Annotated in this window: 9 protein-coding genes and 2 pseudogenes; all 11 read left to right on the top strand. The window is 68.9% G+C overall.

What is annotated here, in order from left to right:
* The first annotated feature begins 60 nt into the window (after nt 1-60).
* Nucleotides 61-1,404, top strand: coding sequence for a DUF58 domain-containing protein (locus ACR65J_RS01750; protein ID WP_440165517.1), 1,344 nt, complete (start codon nt 61-63; stop codon nt 1,402-1,404).
* Nucleotides 1,401-4,028 (top strand): transglutaminase-like domain-containing protein, encoded by a 2,628-nt coding sequence (locus ACR65J_RS01755; protein ID WP_440165518.1) that lies wholly within the window; start codon nt 1,401-1,403, stop codon nt 4,026-4,028. The genes ACR65J_RS01750 and ACR65J_RS01755 overlap by 4 nt, the downstream gene beginning before the upstream one ends.
* Nucleotides 4,028-4,105, top strand: a pseudogene (locus ACR65J_RS01760) (zinc-ribbon domain-containing protein); the annotation flags it as partial. The gene ACR65J_RS01755 and the pseudogene ACR65J_RS01760, both read left to right, overlap by 1 nt.
* Before the next feature lie 264 nt (nt 4,106-4,369).
* The gene (locus tag ACR65J_RS01765) at nt 4,370-5,596 is read left to right on the top strand and encodes an RDD family protein (protein WP_440165844.1); all 1,227 of its coding nucleotides are present in this window, start codon (nt 4,370-4,372) and stop codon (nt 5,594-5,596) included.
* The gene (locus ACR65J_RS01770) at nt 5,593-6,519 is read left to right on the top strand and encodes a PP2C family protein-serine/threonine phosphatase (protein WP_440165520.1); all 927 of its coding nucleotides are present in this window, start codon (nt 5,593-5,595) and stop codon (nt 6,517-6,519) included. The genes ACR65J_RS01765 and ACR65J_RS01770 overlap by 4 nt, the downstream gene beginning before the upstream one ends.
* The gene (locus ACR65J_RS01775) at nt 6,516-8,501 is read left to right on the top strand and encodes an FHA domain-containing protein (protein WP_440165522.1); all 1,986 of its coding nucleotides are present in this window, start codon (nt 6,516-6,518) and stop codon (nt 8,499-8,501) included. The genes ACR65J_RS01770 and ACR65J_RS01775 overlap by 4 nt, the downstream gene beginning before the upstream one ends.
* Nucleotides 8,498-10,264 (top strand): serine/threonine-protein kinase, encoded by a 1,767-nt coding sequence (locus tag ACR65J_RS01780; protein WP_440165524.1) that lies wholly within the window; start codon nt 8,498-8,500, stop codon nt 10,262-10,264. Before ACR65J_RS01775 ends, ACR65J_RS01780 begins: the two co-directional genes overlap by 4 nt.
* A 45-nt stretch (nt 10,265-10,309) precedes the next feature.
* Nucleotides 10,310-11,014 (top strand): hypothetical protein, encoded by a 705-nt coding sequence (locus tag ACR65J_RS01785; RefSeq protein ID WP_440165526.1) that lies wholly within the window; start codon nt 10,310-10,312, stop codon nt 11,012-11,014.
* Entirely contained in the window at nt 11,011-15,456 is a 4,446-nt protein-coding gene (locus ACR65J_RS01790; RefSeq protein ID WP_440165527.1) for a type VII secretion EssC family protein, read from the top strand. Before ACR65J_RS01785 ends, ACR65J_RS01790 begins: the two co-directional genes overlap by 4 nt.
* 121 nt (nt 15,457-15,577) lie before the next feature.
* Entirely contained in the window at nt 15,578-16,216 is a 639-nt protein-coding gene (locus ACR65J_RS01795) for a hypothetical protein (protein WP_440165529.1), read from the top strand.
* 63 nt (nt 16,217-16,279) lie between these two features.
* Nucleotides 16,280-18,503 (top strand): annotated as a pseudogene (ligA, locus tag ACR65J_RS01800) (NAD-dependent DNA ligase LigA); the annotation flags it as partial.
* Nucleotides 18,504-18,623 lie beyond the last annotated feature (120 nt).

Genomic DNA, 18,623 nt, shown 5'->3' on the forward strand with positions numbered 1-18,623 from the left:
GCAGCCGAAAGCTGCTGCACCCGCCATTCCATTCCAGCGCAACAACGAAGGCACACCCCTATGTCCGACGGCACGTCCAGCGGAACCCCGTTGACCCGGCTCGCGGAGCGTCTCCAGCAACTTTTTCACCGCAACGGCCGCCCCACCCGGCTGCACCCTGCAACGGTGTGGTCGGAAGCCAGCAGCACCGCCCTCCAAGCCCTGACACCCGCGTGGCGTGCTGTCCGCCGCAACTGGCTGAAGTATGCGTGGCCGGTGCTGTCCGTGGTCAGCATTTTGGGCTGGTCAGTCCTTGCCGCCGCCATCCTGCTGTGGATCACCGGCCAGGCGTTCGGCTGGCAGGAAGCCACGGCAGCGGCCATTGCCGCCTTCACCATGTTCGTGATCGCCGTTGCCTTCATCCTGGGCAGGTCCTCCTATGGGGTGGTCCTGGACCTGGCCCGCACGAGGGTCGCGGTGGGGGACAGCGCCGTCGGCAGCATTGCCGTCTCCAACAGCTCCGCACGTCCGCTCCTGCCGGCCGCGCTGGAACTCCCGGTGGGCAGCACCACGGCCGTGTTCCACCTGCCCCGGATGAAGCCCGGCCAGGTCCACGAAGACCTGTTCACCATCCCCACCGCCCGGCGCGCCGTCATCGTGGTGGGACCCGTCCGCTCCGTGCGGGCGGACCCGCTGCACCTGCTGCGGCGCCAGGTCCTCTGGACCGAACCGGAGGACCTCTTCGTCCACCCGCGGACCGTGGCCTTGGCCGGCTCCGCTGCAGGCTTCATCCGCGACCTCGAGGGCATGCCCACCACCGAACTCTCCAGCGCCGATGTCTCCTTCCATGCGCTGCGCGACTACGTGCCGGGCGATGACCGCAGGCACATCCACTGGAAAACCACGGCCCGTACCAACAAACTCATGGTCCGCCAGTTCGAGGAAACCCGCCGTGCCCACCTGGCCATCTCGTTGTCCATCAACACCGAGGAATACGCCTCCGAAACCGAGTTCGAGATGGCCATCTCCGTGGCTGCCTCCATCGGCCGGCAGGCCATCCGCGAACAGCGGGAACTGGATGTCCTGACCCAAAAGGGGCCCCTGCGCTGCGAAACCGGCCGGAACATGCTCGATGACATGACCCGGATCGTGGGCACCCCGATGCGCCGCACCGCCGTCGACCTCGCCCGGACCCTGGCTGACACCGTCCCCAACGCCTCCGTGGTCTTCTTCGTGGTGGGCAGCAACGTGACGGCAACCCAGCTGCGCTCTGCCGCCGCCTCCGTCCCGCCCGGCGTCCGCAGCCTGGCCGTCAGGGTGGAAGCCGGCGCGGCCCCCACCCGCGCCAACATCGCAGACCTTACTGTCCTCACGCTCGGCGACCTGGCCGACCTCGCCATCGTGCTCCGAAAGGCGGCCGCATGAGCACCACGCCGGGCCGCTCCCCGCAGACGCAAATTCCCCCAACCCGCACCCGCCGCAAGGCTGCCAATCAAGAGTCGGCGTTCGCGGACGGCCAGCCGCTGTGGCACTTCCTGCTCGACGCCGGAGCCCTGGTGGTCCTGCTGGGCCTGGGCCTGCTCGGCTTCGGCCTGAGCTTCGGCGGAGACCCGTACTACCTTCTCTCGGGTTTCGGCGGCATCATCCTGGGCCTGGCCATCGGGGCGGCCAATGCGCACCTGCGCCTGGGCCTGCTGATCACCACCGCACTGGCCCTCGCCGCGTACCTGGTCTTCGGGACCCTGCTGGCAGTGCCGGACGCCGCCATCGCCGGGTTCGTCCCCACCCTTGACTCGCTGCGGACCCTGCTGCTGGGCGTTGTCTTCGCCTGGAAGGACATGCTCACCGTGGGCGTGCCGGTGGGAACTGCCGGCGGCGTACTCATTGTTCCCTTCCTCAGCGCACTGATCACGGCGCTCGTGGCCGCGCTGCTGACGTGGCGCGCCAAAAGCCCGTACCTGCCCCTCCTCCCGGTGCTGGTCCTGTTCGTCAGCGGCATCGCCTTCAGTACCAACGCAGCGTTCCTGACCCTGGAACGCGGCATCGGCCTGACCGTCCTCGGCATCGCCTGGGCCACCTTCCGCCGGGATGCCCTGCGGCGGAACAACACCCGCCGGGTGGCGGTCAACAACCCGCAGACGGACACTGCAGCCGCACGGCGGGCCAGGATCCGCCGGCTGGGCATGGCGGCGGGAGTCATCGCCGCCAGCGTGGGGGTCACCGCGGTGGCAGCACCGCTGGTCAGCGCAGGGGAGGACCGGAAGGTCCTCCGCAACGTGGTGGTACCCCCGTTCGACCCCAAGGACTACATCACGCCCCTGGCAAGTTTCCGGACCTACGTGAAGGACAAAAAGGACGACACCCTGTTCGTGGTCAAGGGCCTCCCGCGGGACGGCCGGGTCCGGCTCGGCGCCCTGGATGCCTTCAACGGGACCAACTACAACATGGACCCCAATGGCTCCGGCAACTTCAGCAAGGTGGGCGATGCGAAATCCATCAACACCCTCGCCGACGCATCCGGGGTGGTGCCCACCAACGACTACTCGATCAGCATCAACATCGAGGACTACCAGGGCTACTTTGTCCCCGGCGGACGAAAGACCACCGGCATCAGTTTTGACCAGTCCGGCTCCGCCGCCGCTGCGGGCCTCTACTTCAACCCCGGCTCCGACACCGCAGTGACCACCAACGGGTTGTCCCGCGGCGACTCCTACAGCGTCCAGGTCTCCGACCCCGTTAAGCTCGAACACGGGCAGCTGACGCAGTACGACTTCGCCAAGGTGTCGCTCCCGGACGCGCTGGAGGTGCCTCCGGTGGTGGGCTCCCAGGCCAACGACCTCTCCGCCGATGCGCCCACCGCCATCGACCGGGTGCGCCAGATCGAAGCCCACTTCCAAAAGACGGGGGCGTTCAGCAACGGCCTGGTCAGTGAGGGCCAACTGCCCAGTGTCTCCGGCCACGGCTCAGCCCGCATCCGCAGCCTGCTCACGGCCAAGCAGATGCTTGGCGACGACGAGCAGTACGCGGTGGCCATGTCCCTGATGCTCCGCCACCTGGGGATTCCGTCCAGGGTGGTGATGGGTTTCTACCCCGAACCGACCAGCCCCGAGAACGGCGCGGGCGAAGTTAAGATCACCGGCAAGGATGTCCACGCCTGGGTTGAGGTCGCCTTTGAACGGGTGGGCTGGGTCAGCTTCGATCCCACCCCGCCCAAGGACAACATCCCCATCCCGCCCGACCCGGAGAACAAGTCGAAGCCCAAGCCGCAGGTGCTGCAGCCGCCGCCCCCGCCGCAGGAACCGGCAGACCTGCCACCGGACTCCTCACCGGACGCCCTGGATGCCGACCAGAAGAAGAACAACCCGTGGCTGTTCTGGGGTGCCCTCCTGGGTGCCCTGGGCGTCGTCGCCATCCCGCTGGTGGTCCTGGCCCTGCCGCTGTTGCTGATCGCCTTGTTGAAGGCACGACGGCGGAAGTCGCGTTTCCGCGACGGGCACCCCGCCCAGCGTGTGGGCGGAGGATGGAACGAGGTGGTGAGCCTGGCGACAGACCTGGGCGCCGCCGTCGACACCCGCTCGACGCGCCGGGAGAGTGCTGCCGTCCTGGCTGAAGCGTTCCCCGCCACCCAGGGAACCACCATCATGCTGGCGCGCCGGGCGGACGCCTCGATCTTCGGAGCGGGGGAGCCCACGGAGGAGGACGTCCGCGAGTACTGGACCATTGTTGACGGTTCACTGAAGGAAATGACCTCGGGCATGGGATTCTGGCGGCGCCAGCAGGCACGGTTCTCGCCGCGGTCGCTCCTTGCCGACGCCCGGACCGCCATGAACTCCGGCAAAGGCCTCAAGCTGCGCGGCGGCCGCGTGGCCCTGCCGGCGGTGGGTGGGATCCTTGCCGCACGCCGCCGTCGGGTTGCTGGCGGGGCGGCTGCCGGCGGGGCCGCTGCAGGTGACCGGGCCGGAACGCCCGGCGCACCTTCAGCGCCCCGAACGGAAGCCCCGCCCAGAGGCACGCACGAATCACACCAGCAAGGACCCAACCAGCAGTGATGCCCGACGCCGAACGCTGCCCGCGCTGCCAACAGCAGATCCGCGCGGGAGCCACCTTCTGCACTGCCTGCGGCGCGCCGCTGCCCAACCGGGCCGCGCGCCGCACCCGCACCCCGGACCCGCTGGCGCACCACGACAGGAGTGACGCCGGGGAAGCGCGCCCCGCGCAAGCGCCCGGGATTCCCGGTACTATCCCGGTAGTAGAAAGGCCCCCGGCAGGTCAGCCGGCGGGTACCGAATTTACGGGCACCGCGCACAGGAGCACCCTGCACGCGGGCACCGGGCCGGGCAGCACCGGCGGTTCCACCAGGGTGGAAGCCGCTCCAGGGGGAGGAACGGGAATGGCAGTGAACCTTCAGCTTGTTCCGGCTGCGGCGGGCAAGCGGCTTGGGGCTGCCGTCATCGACTGGCTGCCCGGGGTGGCAGTGCTGGTGGTGACCTTCGCCATCGGATTTGCCGGGATCACCCGGACCAGGAGCGGCGGCTTCATCGTGTACGACACCTCCTCCCTGGTGCTGTTCGGCGGCATAGGCCTGGGCCTCACCCTGGCCTACCTGTTCGTGGTGCTCGGCCTGGAAGCCCGCAGCGGCAAGACGCCCGGCAACCTGGCCATGGGCATCCGCAGCGCGGACCAGGACGGCTACGCACCCGGCGCCGGTGCAGTCTTCCTGCGCGGCCTCATCACCGGGGCAGGCATCCTCCTGGCCCTGCTGGCGGCAGTACTGATAGTGGTCTTCAAATGGTTTGACGCCGCCCTGTTCATCCTCGCCCCGCTGCTCCTGGTGGGTGCCGCCTGGGCCGTGCTGGTGGTGGTTTCCAACCGGTGGGACAGGAATGGCGGCCTGCGGGGCTGGAATGACACCGCTGCCAAGACCCTGGTGTTCGACGTCAAGGCCGGCAGGGACCCCATCACCACCGGCGGCATCCAGGGACCCTACAGCTTCGCGCCCCTGGACCTTCCGCCCGTCCAGCAGGTGCTCTCCCCGGTGGCCGGCGCCAAAGCGCCGCAAACCCCGGCACCCCAACCCCCGGCAACCCGGACTGCGGCACCCCCAGTACCTGCGCCGTCGGCCGCCATGCCGTCCCAGCCCATGCCCTACACGTCGCCCGCCTCCTTCGCGCCGCCCGGCAGCAATTCCCCGGGTGTGCCCACCGGACACCGCGTGCCGCCGCCGCACGTGGACGACGACGTCGAACGCACCCAGGTGCGCCCCGGCGCCGTCGGCCCCGCGCCGGTGGCCGTCCTCCGCATCCGCCTGGACGACGGCCGCGACTTCCAACTGGACCGCAGCGTCCTGGTGGGCCGCAACCCCATGGGACAAACGGGCGAACAGCACGCGCAGCTGCTGGCCGTGGACGACCCCGGACGTTCGATCTCAAAGACGCACCTGCACCTGCTCACCGACGGCACGGGAATCTGGGTGACGGACCGGCAGTCAACCAACGGAAGCGCCGTCACCACCCCGGACGGCCTGCGCACCCCCCTGGTGCCGGGCGTCCCCACGTTTGTTACCCCCGGCTCCAGCGTGCACTTTGGAGACCGTACCTTTTACCTAGGACAGGCATGAACCAGCACCCCGCCAGTGTTTCCCCCACCATCCAGCCGGGGCCAGGCCTCGTCCTCACCTACGGCTACGGGACGGACAGGGGCCTCCGCCGGGAGCTGAACGAGGATTCCTACATCGCCGCCGACCCCGTCTTCGCCGTGGCTGACGGCATGGGCGGGCACGAGGCCGGGGAAATCGCCAGCGGCCTGTGCGTGCGTGCCTTGGCTGAAATACCCCAGGTCACCACCGGGGAGCGGAACATCACTGCCCCCCTTCTCCAGCAGTACCTGGTCCGTGCCGACGCTTCCATCCGCGAAGCCACGGGGGCCCGTGCCGGCACCACCCTTACGGGCGCCGTGGTGGTGGAACAGATGAGCATGCCCTACTGGCTGGTCCTGAACATCGGCGATTCGCGCACCTACCGGCTCAGCCAGGGGCGGTTCGAGCAGATCAGCGTGGACCATTCCGAGGTCCAGGAGCTCGTGGACGCCGGCGAGATCACCGCCCAGGAAGCCACCGTCCACCCCCGCCGGCACGTAGTTACCCGGGCTTTGGGCACGGGGGATGAGACGGAGGCGGACTACTGGCTCCTCCCCATCGAGGAAGGCGACCGCGTGCTGGTCTGCTCCGACGGCCTCACCGGGGAATTGTCGGACGAGGACATCCTTCGCATCCTCAGCACCGTGGCGGCGCCGCAGGACGCAGTGGACGCCCTGATCCAGGCTGCCCTTCGCAGCGGCGGCCGGGACAACGTGACGGCCATCGTGGTGGACGCCAGGAATGTCGCGAACGACGACGGCGCGGGCACCACCGCGCCCCGCCACACCCCGGCGGACGGGGACGAAGTGACGCTGCCGCGGCCGCCGGCCTCCGAAGCCGTAACGCAGCCCCTGCCGGCACCCGTTGATGCCCGCGCGGACCAGGACGGAGAGCCTGGACGATGACCGGCGCCAGCTACATTCCCGGCAGCTGGCTGGGCATTGTCCGGCGTGGAACCGCAGTCCTCCTGGGTCCGGAGTCGCCCGGGGCGCTGGCGGGGGCCGTTTGGGAGCTTTTGGGTTCAGACCCGGAGCCGCACGAGGTCCTGGCCGCCGTGACCAGCAGTTCTGGTGGGTCACTGACCCGCATACCGTCCTTCGGGATCCTGAATTTCAACGGGTCCCTGCGGGTCTTCCTGCGCGGCGAGCTCGACCTCGCCGTCGAGCAGCCCGGCGGACCCGTGGACCTCGACGGCCGTGACGTAACCACCTGGAACGAGCGCAGGTTCCTCGTACCCGGGAAGTGCCGGTTGGTTATCGCAGGCGGTGGCACGGGCACCCCAGGGCAGGCTGCGGGACGGCCCGGCCTTCCGCTGGTTGAACTTCCACTGGGGGAGGGCGTGGTGCTGCTGCAGTCCCTGACCTTGGGCGCACCGGCCGGTCCTGCCGCCGTCGCTGCTCCGGCTCCGGCGGACCGTGAAGAACCCACGCGGACTCCGGCCGGTGTTGACGGCCCGTTCGCCGTCAATTCTTCCGGCGAGGTGGATGGTCCCGCCGACAACGAGCAGGCCCTTGCCCCGGAAGCGCCAACGGGCGGGGGCGAAACAGCCGACGATTCCTCCAGGTGGACCGCCACTGCCATGCCAGCCGCCCCTGCCGTTGCCGTGCAGCAGCCTGACGCCATACCCCGTCCGGTACCCGCCGTGCAGCACCTCGATCCGGAAGCCACAATTGCCCCTGGCTCGATCATCGACGCCGACGGAGAGCTTCTTGAGGAAACCGGTGCCGCGGAATCGGCCGGCCTTGGCGAGCAAGAATCGGAGCTGCCCGGTTCCGGGACAACCGGCGCGACACCAACCGCCGCTGCAGCAGGTCGTGGTGAGGCAGCTCCCGCCGTAGACACGACCACGTCCTACGACCATCTGTGGGACCGGACCGTGATGCGGAACATCGAAGATGCGGCCGTGCGCGAGGACCCCGACGCCGACTCCGGACATGTCGTGCCGCAGCAACAGCCGGCACTGGCAGCTGCCGAACCACTGCCTGCCCTGGGCACGAGGGAGGATGCGCCGGGTGGCTCCTCCGCAGAATCGGGTGCAACGGAATCCGGAGCACCAGAAGTCGGCCCCGCGCCTGCAAGTCCAGACGACGCGGCGGGACCCGGGACCGGCCCGGACGATGCCGCTGCCACCCCGCTCCGTCCTGCATCTGCTGGAGTCCTCATTGACTCCGTACCCTGGCGCACCGGGGGTGCAACGCCCAACCCGATGCCTGCACCTCGCCTGGGCAGCCATGCCCCCGTCCACGAACCTGCACCCTTCGAGGCACCTGAAGTAGCCCAGGACCCGCTGGCGCACCCGCCTGCCCCGGGGCAGGAACCAAGCTTCGACCCCGACCACGACGGCCAGACGGTCATGAAGAGCAGCCTCGCGGGAACAGCGGCCGGGCCGGCAGCGAACCCACCTGCCGCCCGGCAGGATGCCGGCGGTGGCCCGCTGGTGCTGGCCCGCGTCTGCGCCCAGGGCCACGCCAACCCGCCCACCCGCGCCCAGTGCAGCGTCTGCGGGGCCGCCCTGTTGCCCGATGCGGTGCAGGTGGCGCGTCCCCGGCTGGGACGGATGCGGCTGTCCACCGGAGACCTGCTGGACCTCGACCAGTCCATGGTGATCGGCCGCCAGCCGTCAGTATCCCGGGTCCAGGGCGGTGTGATGCCGCGCCTGGTGCAGGTGGCAAGCCCTGGCGGCGACATCTCCCGGTCCCACGTGGAGGTGCGGCTTGAGGGCTGGCACGTGATGCTCTGCGACCTCAAGGCCACCAACGGCACCGTCCTGGTCCGCGAAGGCCAACCGCCGCGCCGTCTCGCCCAGAACGAGATGGCCATCCTGCTCGACGGCGATATCGCTGAACTGGGCGACAACATCTCATTGCGTTTTGAGGAGATTCCTTGAGTTCCAAACGGCCTGTTGCGCCGCCGCCCCGCATTCCGGGGTTCACCTACATCAGCCTGCTCGGCTCGGGCGGCTTTTCGGACGTCTACCTCTACGAACAGGACAGGCCGCGCCGGAAGGTCGCCGTCAAGGTACTCCTGTCCGACCTGAAGACTGAGGGCGCCCGCCGGCGTTTCGAGTCCGAGGCCAATCTCATGGCCCAGCTGTCCTCGCACCCCTACATCGTCACCATTTTCGAAGCGGAAGTAACCGACGACGGGCACTCCTACCTGGCCATGGAGTACTGCTCCCGGCCCAGCCTGGACGTGCGGTACCGGCGCCAGCGCTTCAGCGTTGATGAAGTCCTGGCCGTCGGCATCCAGGTGGCCTCCGCCGTCGAAACCGCGCACCGCGCCGGCATCGCCCACCGCGACATCAAGCCCGCGAACATCCTGGTGACGGACTATAACCGTCCCGCGCTGACCGACTTTGGGATCTCCGGCACCCTTGCCGGGGACTCCGACGACAACTCGGGCATGTCCATTCCCTGGTCGCCGCCGGAGCAGTTCCGCGACGGCAGTGTTGACGGCGTCATGGTGGACGTGTGGGCCCTCGGCGCCACCCTGTACACCCTGCTGGCCGGACGCTCGCCCTTCGTCATGCCCGGGGCGGACAACTCGCAGCGGGAACTGATCAACCGGATCAGCAACTCGCCGCTGCCCCGGCTGGGCCGTCCGGATGTGCCGGAGTCGCTGGAACTGGCCCTGGCCACAGCCATGGCCAAGTCGCCGCAGTCACGGTATTCCTCCGCGCACGCCTTCGCGCTGGCCCTCCAGCGGATCCAGGCTGAGCTCAACCTCTCCGTGACGCCCTTCGAAGTCCTTGAGGAACCCCAGCAGGAGGAGAGCCACCCGGACGACGGCACGGAGGAAACCCGCGTCCGCAGCATTGCTGCCATCGATCCCGAGCGCACCGGCAGCGCCCCCACCTTCCCGGCCCGCACCCGTCCCAACGCCCCCGGCGCCGGGACCGAGGCCACGGGACGCCGGGGTGGCGCCGTCCCGCCGTCGTCCTTCACTCCCGCCGGCCCCGGCCAATGGCGGCCGGCCCTCGCCGTGCCCTCCATCCCGGCGGGTCCCGCCGGAACGGATGGGCCCGGAGCAGGCGCGGCCGACGGCGGCGGCCAGGGGGAGTGGGCCCAGTCCACCGTCCTGCGCGGCAGCCCAGGCGCGGCGAACTATGGTGCCCCGGTCAGGGACGACGCGGGGCCTGACGCCTACACCGCCGACGCCACCGTGCACCGGCCCGTGAGCGTCGACCAGCCCCAGCCGGAGCCGGCGGCAGACCACAGAAAGCGGAACCTGTGGCTGGCGGTTTCCGGCGGCACCCTGCTGGCGCTGGCAGCGGTGGTGGGCATCGTGGTGGCCAACGCTGCCCCCGGCACGCCCAAGGTGGCGGAAACCCAGCAGGTCAGCAAGCCGCCGGCCGACGCCGTGGACAGCGGCACCGTCCCCAGTGTTGAAGGCCTCACGGCATCACGAAAGCCCGAAGATCCAAACACCATCATCTTCTCCTGGACCAACCCGCAGCCCAGGGAGGGCGACTCCTACAAGTACCGCACCAAATCGGCCAAGGCGGACGGGCCCTTCGAAACCACGAAGGTACCAAAGACCTTTGTTTCCGGGTTCGGCCCCACTCCCATCTGCCTGGAAGTGATCCTGGTGCGGGCCGACGGCAGCGCATCGCCGGAAGGCCCGGACTCCGTCGCCTGCCTGCAGGACTAGCCAGTTGATGACGCAAACACATTGCCCACTGAGGAGGCACAGATCATGGGGGATCTAGCAATAGATTTCTGTGGCGAATGGTACGAGCCATCGGACGAGGACATCTTCAACATTGGCCGCGAGGGCGATCTTGAAGTGGACGACAACCCGTACCTGCACCGGCAGTTCCTGCAGGTGGCCCGCTACGACGGCATCTGGTGGCTCAGCAACGTGGGCAGCATGCTCTCGGCCACCGTGGCTGACGGCTCCGGCGGCATGCAGGCCTGGCTGTCGCCCGGCGCCCGGATTCCGCTGGTGTTCAGCCACACCAACGTCATCTTCACGGCCGGACCCACCACCTACGAGTTCGCCGTGCACGTGAAGACGCCATCCTTCCGGCAGGAAGCCCGCGAAGGCGCCAGCGGCGGGGACACCACCATCGGGCCCGTGGTCTTCACCGACGCCCAGAAGGCACTGATCGTGGCGCTCGCCGAGCCGGTGCTCCGGCGCGAAGGCACCGGCTTCAGCACCATCCCCTCCTCGGCAGCCGCCGCCAAGACCCTGGGCTGGGCGCTGACACGCTTCAACCGCAAACTCGACAACGTCTGCGACAAGCTGGACCGCGTCGGTGTCGTGGGACTGCGCGGAGGGGGCGGCAAGCTGGCCACCAACCGCCGTGCCCGCCTGGTGGAGCACGCCGTCACCACCCACCTGGTGACATCCGATGACCTGTACCTGCTCGAAAAGATGAGGGGCGTGGACGAAGGATGAGGATCCGGCTGACACTCCGCCGCGAACCCGCCGACGCCAAGGACCTGGCCGTCACGGTGGACGGCCTGGCCACCGTGGCCGACATCGCCACCGTGCTCTGGGCGGCCGACCCGGACCGGAAGGGCACCCCTGCCCCGGACAACCTGTCCCTGCGCATCGACGAAGCCTTCGTGGGCGCCGGGATCACCGGAAACATCCTGGCCCGGGAGGACAACCTCCTTGAATCGGGCCTGCGCCCGGGCTCCGTGGTCTCGCTGGCGCAGGTGAGCGGGCAGTTCCACGAACCCGGAGCCAGCCGTGGACCTGCTGCCGCCACGTTGCGCGTGCTGTCCGGGCCCGACGTCGGCCGTGAATTTTCGCTGCCCACCGGCACCAGCTACATCGGCCGGGACCGGGACGTGGACATCCGCCTGACGGACCCGCTCACGTCCAAGCGGCACGCCCGGATCACGGTGGGCGAGAGCATCGAGATCGTGGACACCAATTCCGCCAACGGCCTCCTGATGGACGGCCTGCCCGTCACCCGCGCCACCCTGAACTCATCCGACACGGTGACCCTGGGGGACACCACCATCACCGTGGTGCCGCTGGGGCACAACCACGCGGCAGCGCCGACGTCGCCCCTGGTTGACTTCAACCGCTCCCCGCGGGTGGTGCCCCGCTTCGACGTGCCCAAGCGTGTCCTCCCGGCCGGACCCAAGCGTCCCGAAGACCAGCCGTTCCCGTACATCATGCTGGTGGCGCCCCTGATGATGGGGGCGGTCATCTTCGCGGTCACCCAGAACGTGCTCTCCGTGGTGTTCATGCTGATGATGCCCCTGTTCATCGTGGGCCATTACGTGGACCAGCGGATGCGGACCCGGAAGCAACAGAAGGAACAGCTCAAGCAGTTCCGCGCCTCCATGGCCGACTTCCGGCAGGACCTCACCGAGCTGCAGCAAGTGGAACGGGCGGTCCGGCTCCAGGAAGCGCCGTCCGTCAGCGACACCGTGGACGCCATCTACAAGCTCGGACCGCTGCTGTGGACCCACCGGCCGGAGCACTCCTCCTTCCTGGGCCTGCGCTTTGGGCTGGGGACAGCACCCTCCCGCATCCCTTTGGAAGAGCCGTCCAACAATGACACCGAGGTCCAGTATGCCCGCGAGATCCAGGACTGCATCAAGCAGTTCAGCGAGATCGAAGGCGTCCCCGTGGTCTCCCAGCTGCGCACCTCCGGCGCCCTGGGCATCGCCGGCGCCCGCGGCCTGGTGGACGACGTGGCCCGCGGCATGGTGCTGCAGTTGGTGGGCCTGCACTCCCCGGCAGAGGTGATCCTGACGGCTATCACGTCCGCCCAGTCCCGCGAACGCTGGAACTGGCTGCAGTGGCTCCCGCACGTTGGCTCCGGCCACAGCCCGCTGGGCGGGGACCACCTGGCAGCCGGGTCTGCCGGCGGCTCCTCCCTGCTGGCACGGCTTGAGGACCTGGTGGATGCCCGGGAAACAGCGGCCAAACGGAGCGCCCCGGACCTGCGGCCGGGCATCGACCCCGTCAAGCATGAACTCGAAGAGCCCGTCCTCCCGTCGGTGCTGGTCATCGTGGAGGACGACGCGCCCGTGGACCGCGGCAGGCTCACCCGGCTGGCCGAGCGGGGTCCCGACTGCGGCGTCCACGTCCTGTGGGTGGCCACCGACATCCAGGCGCTGCCCGCAGCCTGCCGCGATTTCATGGTGGTGGACGGCCACCACGGCACCACTACCGGCCAGGTGCGCCTGGGCCGTCACACCTACCCGGTCAGCTGCGAAAGCGTGGATGCCGAACTTGCCGCGCAGCTGGCACGGATGCTGGCCCCCGTGGTGGATGTGGGCAAGCCCGTCAACGACGACTCCGACCTGCCGCGTGCCGTGTCGTATGCAACCCTGATCGGCAAGGACTTCCTGGACAACCCCGACGCCGTGGCAGAGCGCTGGACGGAGAACAACTCCGTCCAGGCCACCGCGGTGGCCAACCGCAAAGACAACGGCACGCTCCGGGCGCTGGTGGGGTCCAAGGGCATCGAGCCGCTGTACCTGGACCTGAAGAACGAGGGGCCGCACGCGCTGGTGGGCGGCACCACCGGTGCAGGTAAATCCGAATTCCTGCAGTCCTGGGTCATGGGCATGGCCGCGGCGTACAGCCCGGACCGCGTCAGCTTCCTGTTTGTGGATTACAAGGGCGGCGCCGCGTTCGCGGACTGCATCAACCTGCCGCACACCGTCGGGCTTGTCACCGACCTGTCCCCGCACCTGGTGCGCCGCGCCCTGACGTCCCTGCGTGCGGAGCTGCATTACCGTGAGCAGCTGCTGAACCGGAAGAAGGCCAAGGACCTGCTGGCCCTGCAGCGCGAGGCTGATCCCGACGCACCGCCGTACCTGATCATCATCGTGGACGAATTCGCCGCCCTGGCCAGCGACGTTCCCGAGTTCGTCGACGGCGTGGTGGACGTGGCCGCGCGCGGCCGCTCCCTGGGCCTGCACCTGATCCTGGCCACCCAGCGTCCGGCCGGCGTCATCAAGGACAACCTGCGCGCCAACACCAACCTCCGGGTGGCACTGCGCATGGCGGATGAGGACGACGCCACGGACATCCTGGGCGTCCCGGATGCCGCCTACTTCGATCCTGGCATTCCGGGCCGCGGCGCCGCCAAGACCGGGCCGGGCCGCATCCAGGGATTCCAGACCGGCTACGCCGGCGGCTGGACCACTGACAAGCCGCAGCGGCCGCAGATCGACATCGTGGAGATGGCCTTCGGTTCCGGTCCCAGCTGGGAAGCGCCCGCCCCTGCTAAGCCCGTTGCCCAGGAACCGGCCGGGCCCAATGACATCGCCAGGATGACTTCCACCATCGTGCACGCCGCGGACACCCTGGCCATCCGGCCGCCGCGCAAGCCGTGGCTGGATGAGCTGGCCAAGACCTACGATTTCTCCAAGCTGCCCAACCCCCGCACCGACGAACAGCTGCTCCTGGGCGTTGCCGACGATCCAGTGCACCAGGACCAGCCCACCGTGTTCTACGAACCTGACCGGGACGGCAACATGGCCATCTACGGCACCGGCGGTTCCGGCAAATCTGCAGCCCTGCGCGGCATTGCCATTGCTGCTGCGGTCACCCCGCGCGGTGGCCCGGTCCACGTCTATGGCATCGATTGTGGCTCTTCGGGGCTGCGGATGCTGGAGGAGCTTCCGCACGTGGGCGAGATCATCAACGGCGACGACGTGGAACGCGTGGGGCGGCTGCTGCGCCTCTTACGGGATATTGCCGAGCTGCGGTCCGCGCAGTTCGCAGAGGTGCGTGCGTCCACCATCGTGGAGTACCGGAAGTTGGCCAACCGGCCGGATGAGAAGCGGATCTTCGTGCTGGTGGACGGCATGTCCGCGTTCCGGGAAGCATACGAGCACAGCAAGCTTTCCGGGCTCTGGGACATCTTCCTGCAGCTGGCCACTGACGGCCGCACCCTGGGCATCCACCTGGTGGTGACGGGGGACCGGCCCAACGCCGTCCCCGCGTCGCTGCTTGCTTCCATCCAGCGCCGCCTGGTGCTGCGGCTGTCCAATGAGGACGACTACATCTCCATGGACGTGCCCAGGGATGTCCTCACTGCGACGTCGCCGCCGGGCCGCGGGCTGCTGGACGGACTTGAGGTCCAGCTTGCCGTCCTGGGCGGCAACTCCAACCTGGCCCTGCAGGCCCGGGAAGTCCATAAGCTCAGCGAAGCCATGCTGCGCCAAGGCCTCGATACCGCGCCCGGCATCGAACGGCTGCCCGAGCAGGTGGACCTGGATGTCCTCGCCGCCGGCAGCCCGGACCTGCCGGTGGTCGGTGTGGACGACGAGTCCCTGCAGCCCGCGGAGATCATGGCCCGCGGCCCGCTGCTGCTGGCCGGCCCGCCCGGTGCCGGACGGACCGTAGCCCTCGTGACCCTTGCCTATGCACTGCGCCGGTCCAACCCTGCCACTGAGCTGATCTACCTCGGGTCGCGCCGGTCCGCCGTCGCCTCCCTTCCCATCTGGAACCGCTCGGTGGTGGGGCCGGACGACCTGGCCGAGGTGGTGGAGGACCTGGTGGAACACTCCACCGGGAATCCGGGAGCGGTGGCCTTCTTCATCGAAGGCCTGACGGAGTTCACCGACACTATCGCCGAATCGGGCATGGCACAGCTGGTCACGGCCTCGCTGAAAGCAGACCAGTGGGTCATCGGCGAGTCCGAGTCTTCCACCTGGTCCAGCGCCTGGCAGCTTGCCCAGCCCTTCAAATCCGGGCGCCGCGGCCTGCTGCTCAACCCCGGGGACATCGAGGGCGACAGCCTGCTCAACACCTCCCTGGGCCGGGTGAGCCCGGAGTTCATCCCCGGCCGCGGCTACGTGGTGGGACGCGGCAAGGCCCGCAAGATCCAGGTGGCGCTGCCGCCGGAAAACCGGGACTGAGCAGGACCAACGACGACGGGGCCGCCGCTGCGGCGGATTTGCGGCCCCGCCGGGCGCTGTAGAAGACTACCGGGGACACCAGAAAGCCGCGGTGGGGGGCTGCGCGCATCGAAAGGTAGCAATGACCCCGTCCGCTCTGATCCTCCATGCCGTCTCGACGACGGCTTCAGCAGCTGCCTTGGCCTTCGCTCTTGGCTTCTTCCCGGCCGGGCCCGCGCTCGCCGCCGCCACCGCACCCTCTCCAACTCCGGCGTCGGAAACCCAGGCCCCATCAGACTGCGGGTTGGTCTGCCTGCCCATCCTCGCCAGCAGCCCCGACGCCGGCCAAACCGGGCGGCCGCGGAAATCAAGGGAGCTGGCGCCGCCGCCGGCCCAGCCGGCACCTCCGACGGATGTGCCCGCGCAACCGGCCCAGCCCCAACCACCACAGGGCGATACCCAGTCGCAGCCCGATGCCCCGGCACCGGATCCGGCGCAGCAGCCTGCGACGGCGCCGGCAGCCCCGGATGAACCTGCCGTTGGTTCTTCTCCCTCCGCCGGTTACCGGCCGCCCACCGGCCCCTCCAGCGGACAGGACTGGAACAGCCCTGTTAACCGGACCAGCGCGCCCACCCAGTTGGCTGCCGTTGCCCCTACCGGTGGCGGGGGTCCTGGCGGGCCGGCCCTCGGGCCCATCGCCCTGGGCACGCTGCTGGTGGGCACCTCCGCCGGAGCCTTCGCCTGGTGGAACCGGAACCGGAACGGGCTCCGGGCGCACTGAGCCGGGGTGCGTGCCACGCCGTCCTGCCCCATGGCTGTCGGAGGTGTAAGGCAAGATAGGTCTGTGAGCACAGGACCAGGACCCGCAGAACAAACCGCTACCCGGACCACGGCACCGCACGAGCCCGAGGCGACCCCCACCGAAGCCATCCGCGAGGAATACGACAACCTCGCGGACCTGGTCCGGAAGTACCGGTTCGCGTACTACCAGGAGGATGCGCCGCTGGTGTCGGACGCCGAGTTCGATGCGCTGTTCCGCCGCCTCGAGGAGATCGAGGCACTGCACCCCGAGCTTGTCGCCAACGATTCACCAACCCAGGAGGTGGGCGGCGAGGTGTCCGCCGCCTTCGCGCCGGTGGAACACCTGCAGCGCATGTACAGCCTAGAGGACGTCTTCTCGCTGGAGGAGCTCGAGGCCTGGCTCAACCGCGCCGAGGCCAGCATCGAAAAAATCGGCGACGGCGGTGCCAAAGCCGCCTGGCTGACCGAACTGAAGATCGACGGCCTGGCAGTCAACCTCCTGTACCGCGACGGCAAGCTGGTGCGGGCTGCCACCCGCGGCGACGGCACCACAGGCGAGGACATCACCCACAACCTGCTCACCATCAAGGAAATCCCGCAGGAGCTGCGCGGCAGCGGCTTCCCGGCCGAAATGGAAGTGCGCGGTGAAGTCTTCATCCCGTCCAAGGCGTTCGCCGAGTTCAATGAGGCCCTGATCGAAGCCGGCAAGGCGCCGCTGGCCAATCCCCGCAACGCCGCGGCCGGTTCGCTGCGGCAAAAGGATCCGGCGGAGACGGCCAAGCGGCCGTTGAAGATGTTCGTCCACGGCATTGGTGCCCGGGAGGGGCTTGCCGCCGGCAGCCAGTCCGAAACGTACGGGCTGCTGAAGGAATGGGGCCTGCCGGTCAGCCCGTACTTCGAGGTGTTGGAGACCCGCGACGACGTCCTGGCGTTCATCAAGCGGTACGGGGACCAGCGCCACAAGCTGCTCCATGAAATCGACGGCATCGTCATCAAGGTGGATGACTTCGCCACCCAGCGTGCCCTGGGCAACACCACCCGCGTTCCCCGCTGGGCCGTAGCCTACAAGTACCCGCCGGAGGAAGTGCACACCAAGCTGCTGGATATCCAGGTCAACGTGGGCCGCACCGGACGCGTGACGCCCTACGGTGTCATGGAGCCGGTCAAAGTTGCGGGGTCCACGGTGGAAATGGCCACCCTGCACAACCAGGACGTGGTCAAGGCCAAGGGCGTCAAGATCGGCGACATCGTCATCCTGAGGAAGGCCGGGGACGTCATCCCCGAGATCGTCGGCCCGGTCCTGAACCTCCGCGACCAGCAGGACCCGCCGGTGCGCGACTTCGTGATGCCCACCGAGTGCCCCTCCTGCGGAACGCCGCTGGCACCTGCGAAGGAGGGGGACGTTGATGTGCGCTGCCCCAACGCCAGGTCCTGTCCGTCGCAGCTGCGCGAGCGGGTATTCCACGTCGCCGGCCGTGGTGCCTTCGATATCGAGGCCCTGGGCTGGGAGGCCGCCATCGCACTGACCCAGCCCGCTGAACCGGATACCCCGCCGCTGACTTCCGAAGCCCGCCTGTTCGACCTCACCCCCGAGGACCTGGCCGGCGTTCGGATCCGGCGCGAGAAAAAGGCCAAAGGCGTCCCCACCGGTGAATATGAACTGGTGCCGTACTTCTTCAGCAAGGGCACGGCAAAGTCCCCGTCCAAGCCCACCGCCACCACCCAGAAGCTGTTCACGGAACTTGAAAAAGCCAAGACCCAGCCCCTCTGGAGGGTCCTGGTCGCCCTGTCCATCCGGCACGTCGGCCCACGCGCATCACGGGCTCTGGCGCAGGCATTCGGCTCCATGGACCGCATCCGCGCAGCGTCCGAGGAGGAACTCGCGCACGTGGACGGTGTTGGCCCCACCATCGCCGCAGCTCTGAAGGAGTGGTTCGCCGAGGACTGGCACGTGGAGATCATCGACCGCTGGGCCGCCGCCGGGGTACGCATGGAGGACGAACAGGACGAGTCGATGCCGCGCACCCTTGAGGGATTGACGGTGGTGGTCACGGGCTCCCTGCCCAACTTCAGCCGCGACGAGGCCAAGGAAGCCATCCTGCTCCGGGGCGGCAAGGCGTCAGGTTCCGTTTCCAAGAACACCAGTTATGTGGTGGCCGGCGAAAGCGCCGGCAGCAAGCTGGACAAGGCAGAGCAATTGGGGATCCGGGTCCTGGACGAGGACGGGTTCCGGCAACTGCTCGACGGCGGTCCGGCAGCTTTGGGGGACGGGCCGGCAGGCGGAACAGCTTCGGGGGACGCGGCACGACAAGAAGTGGGCGACGACGGCAACGAAGAGGCGACCGTACCAACCACTGCCGGGGACAGCACTGTCGGGGACAACACTG

The organism is Arthrobacter sp. SAFR-044, assembly GCF_059414985.1.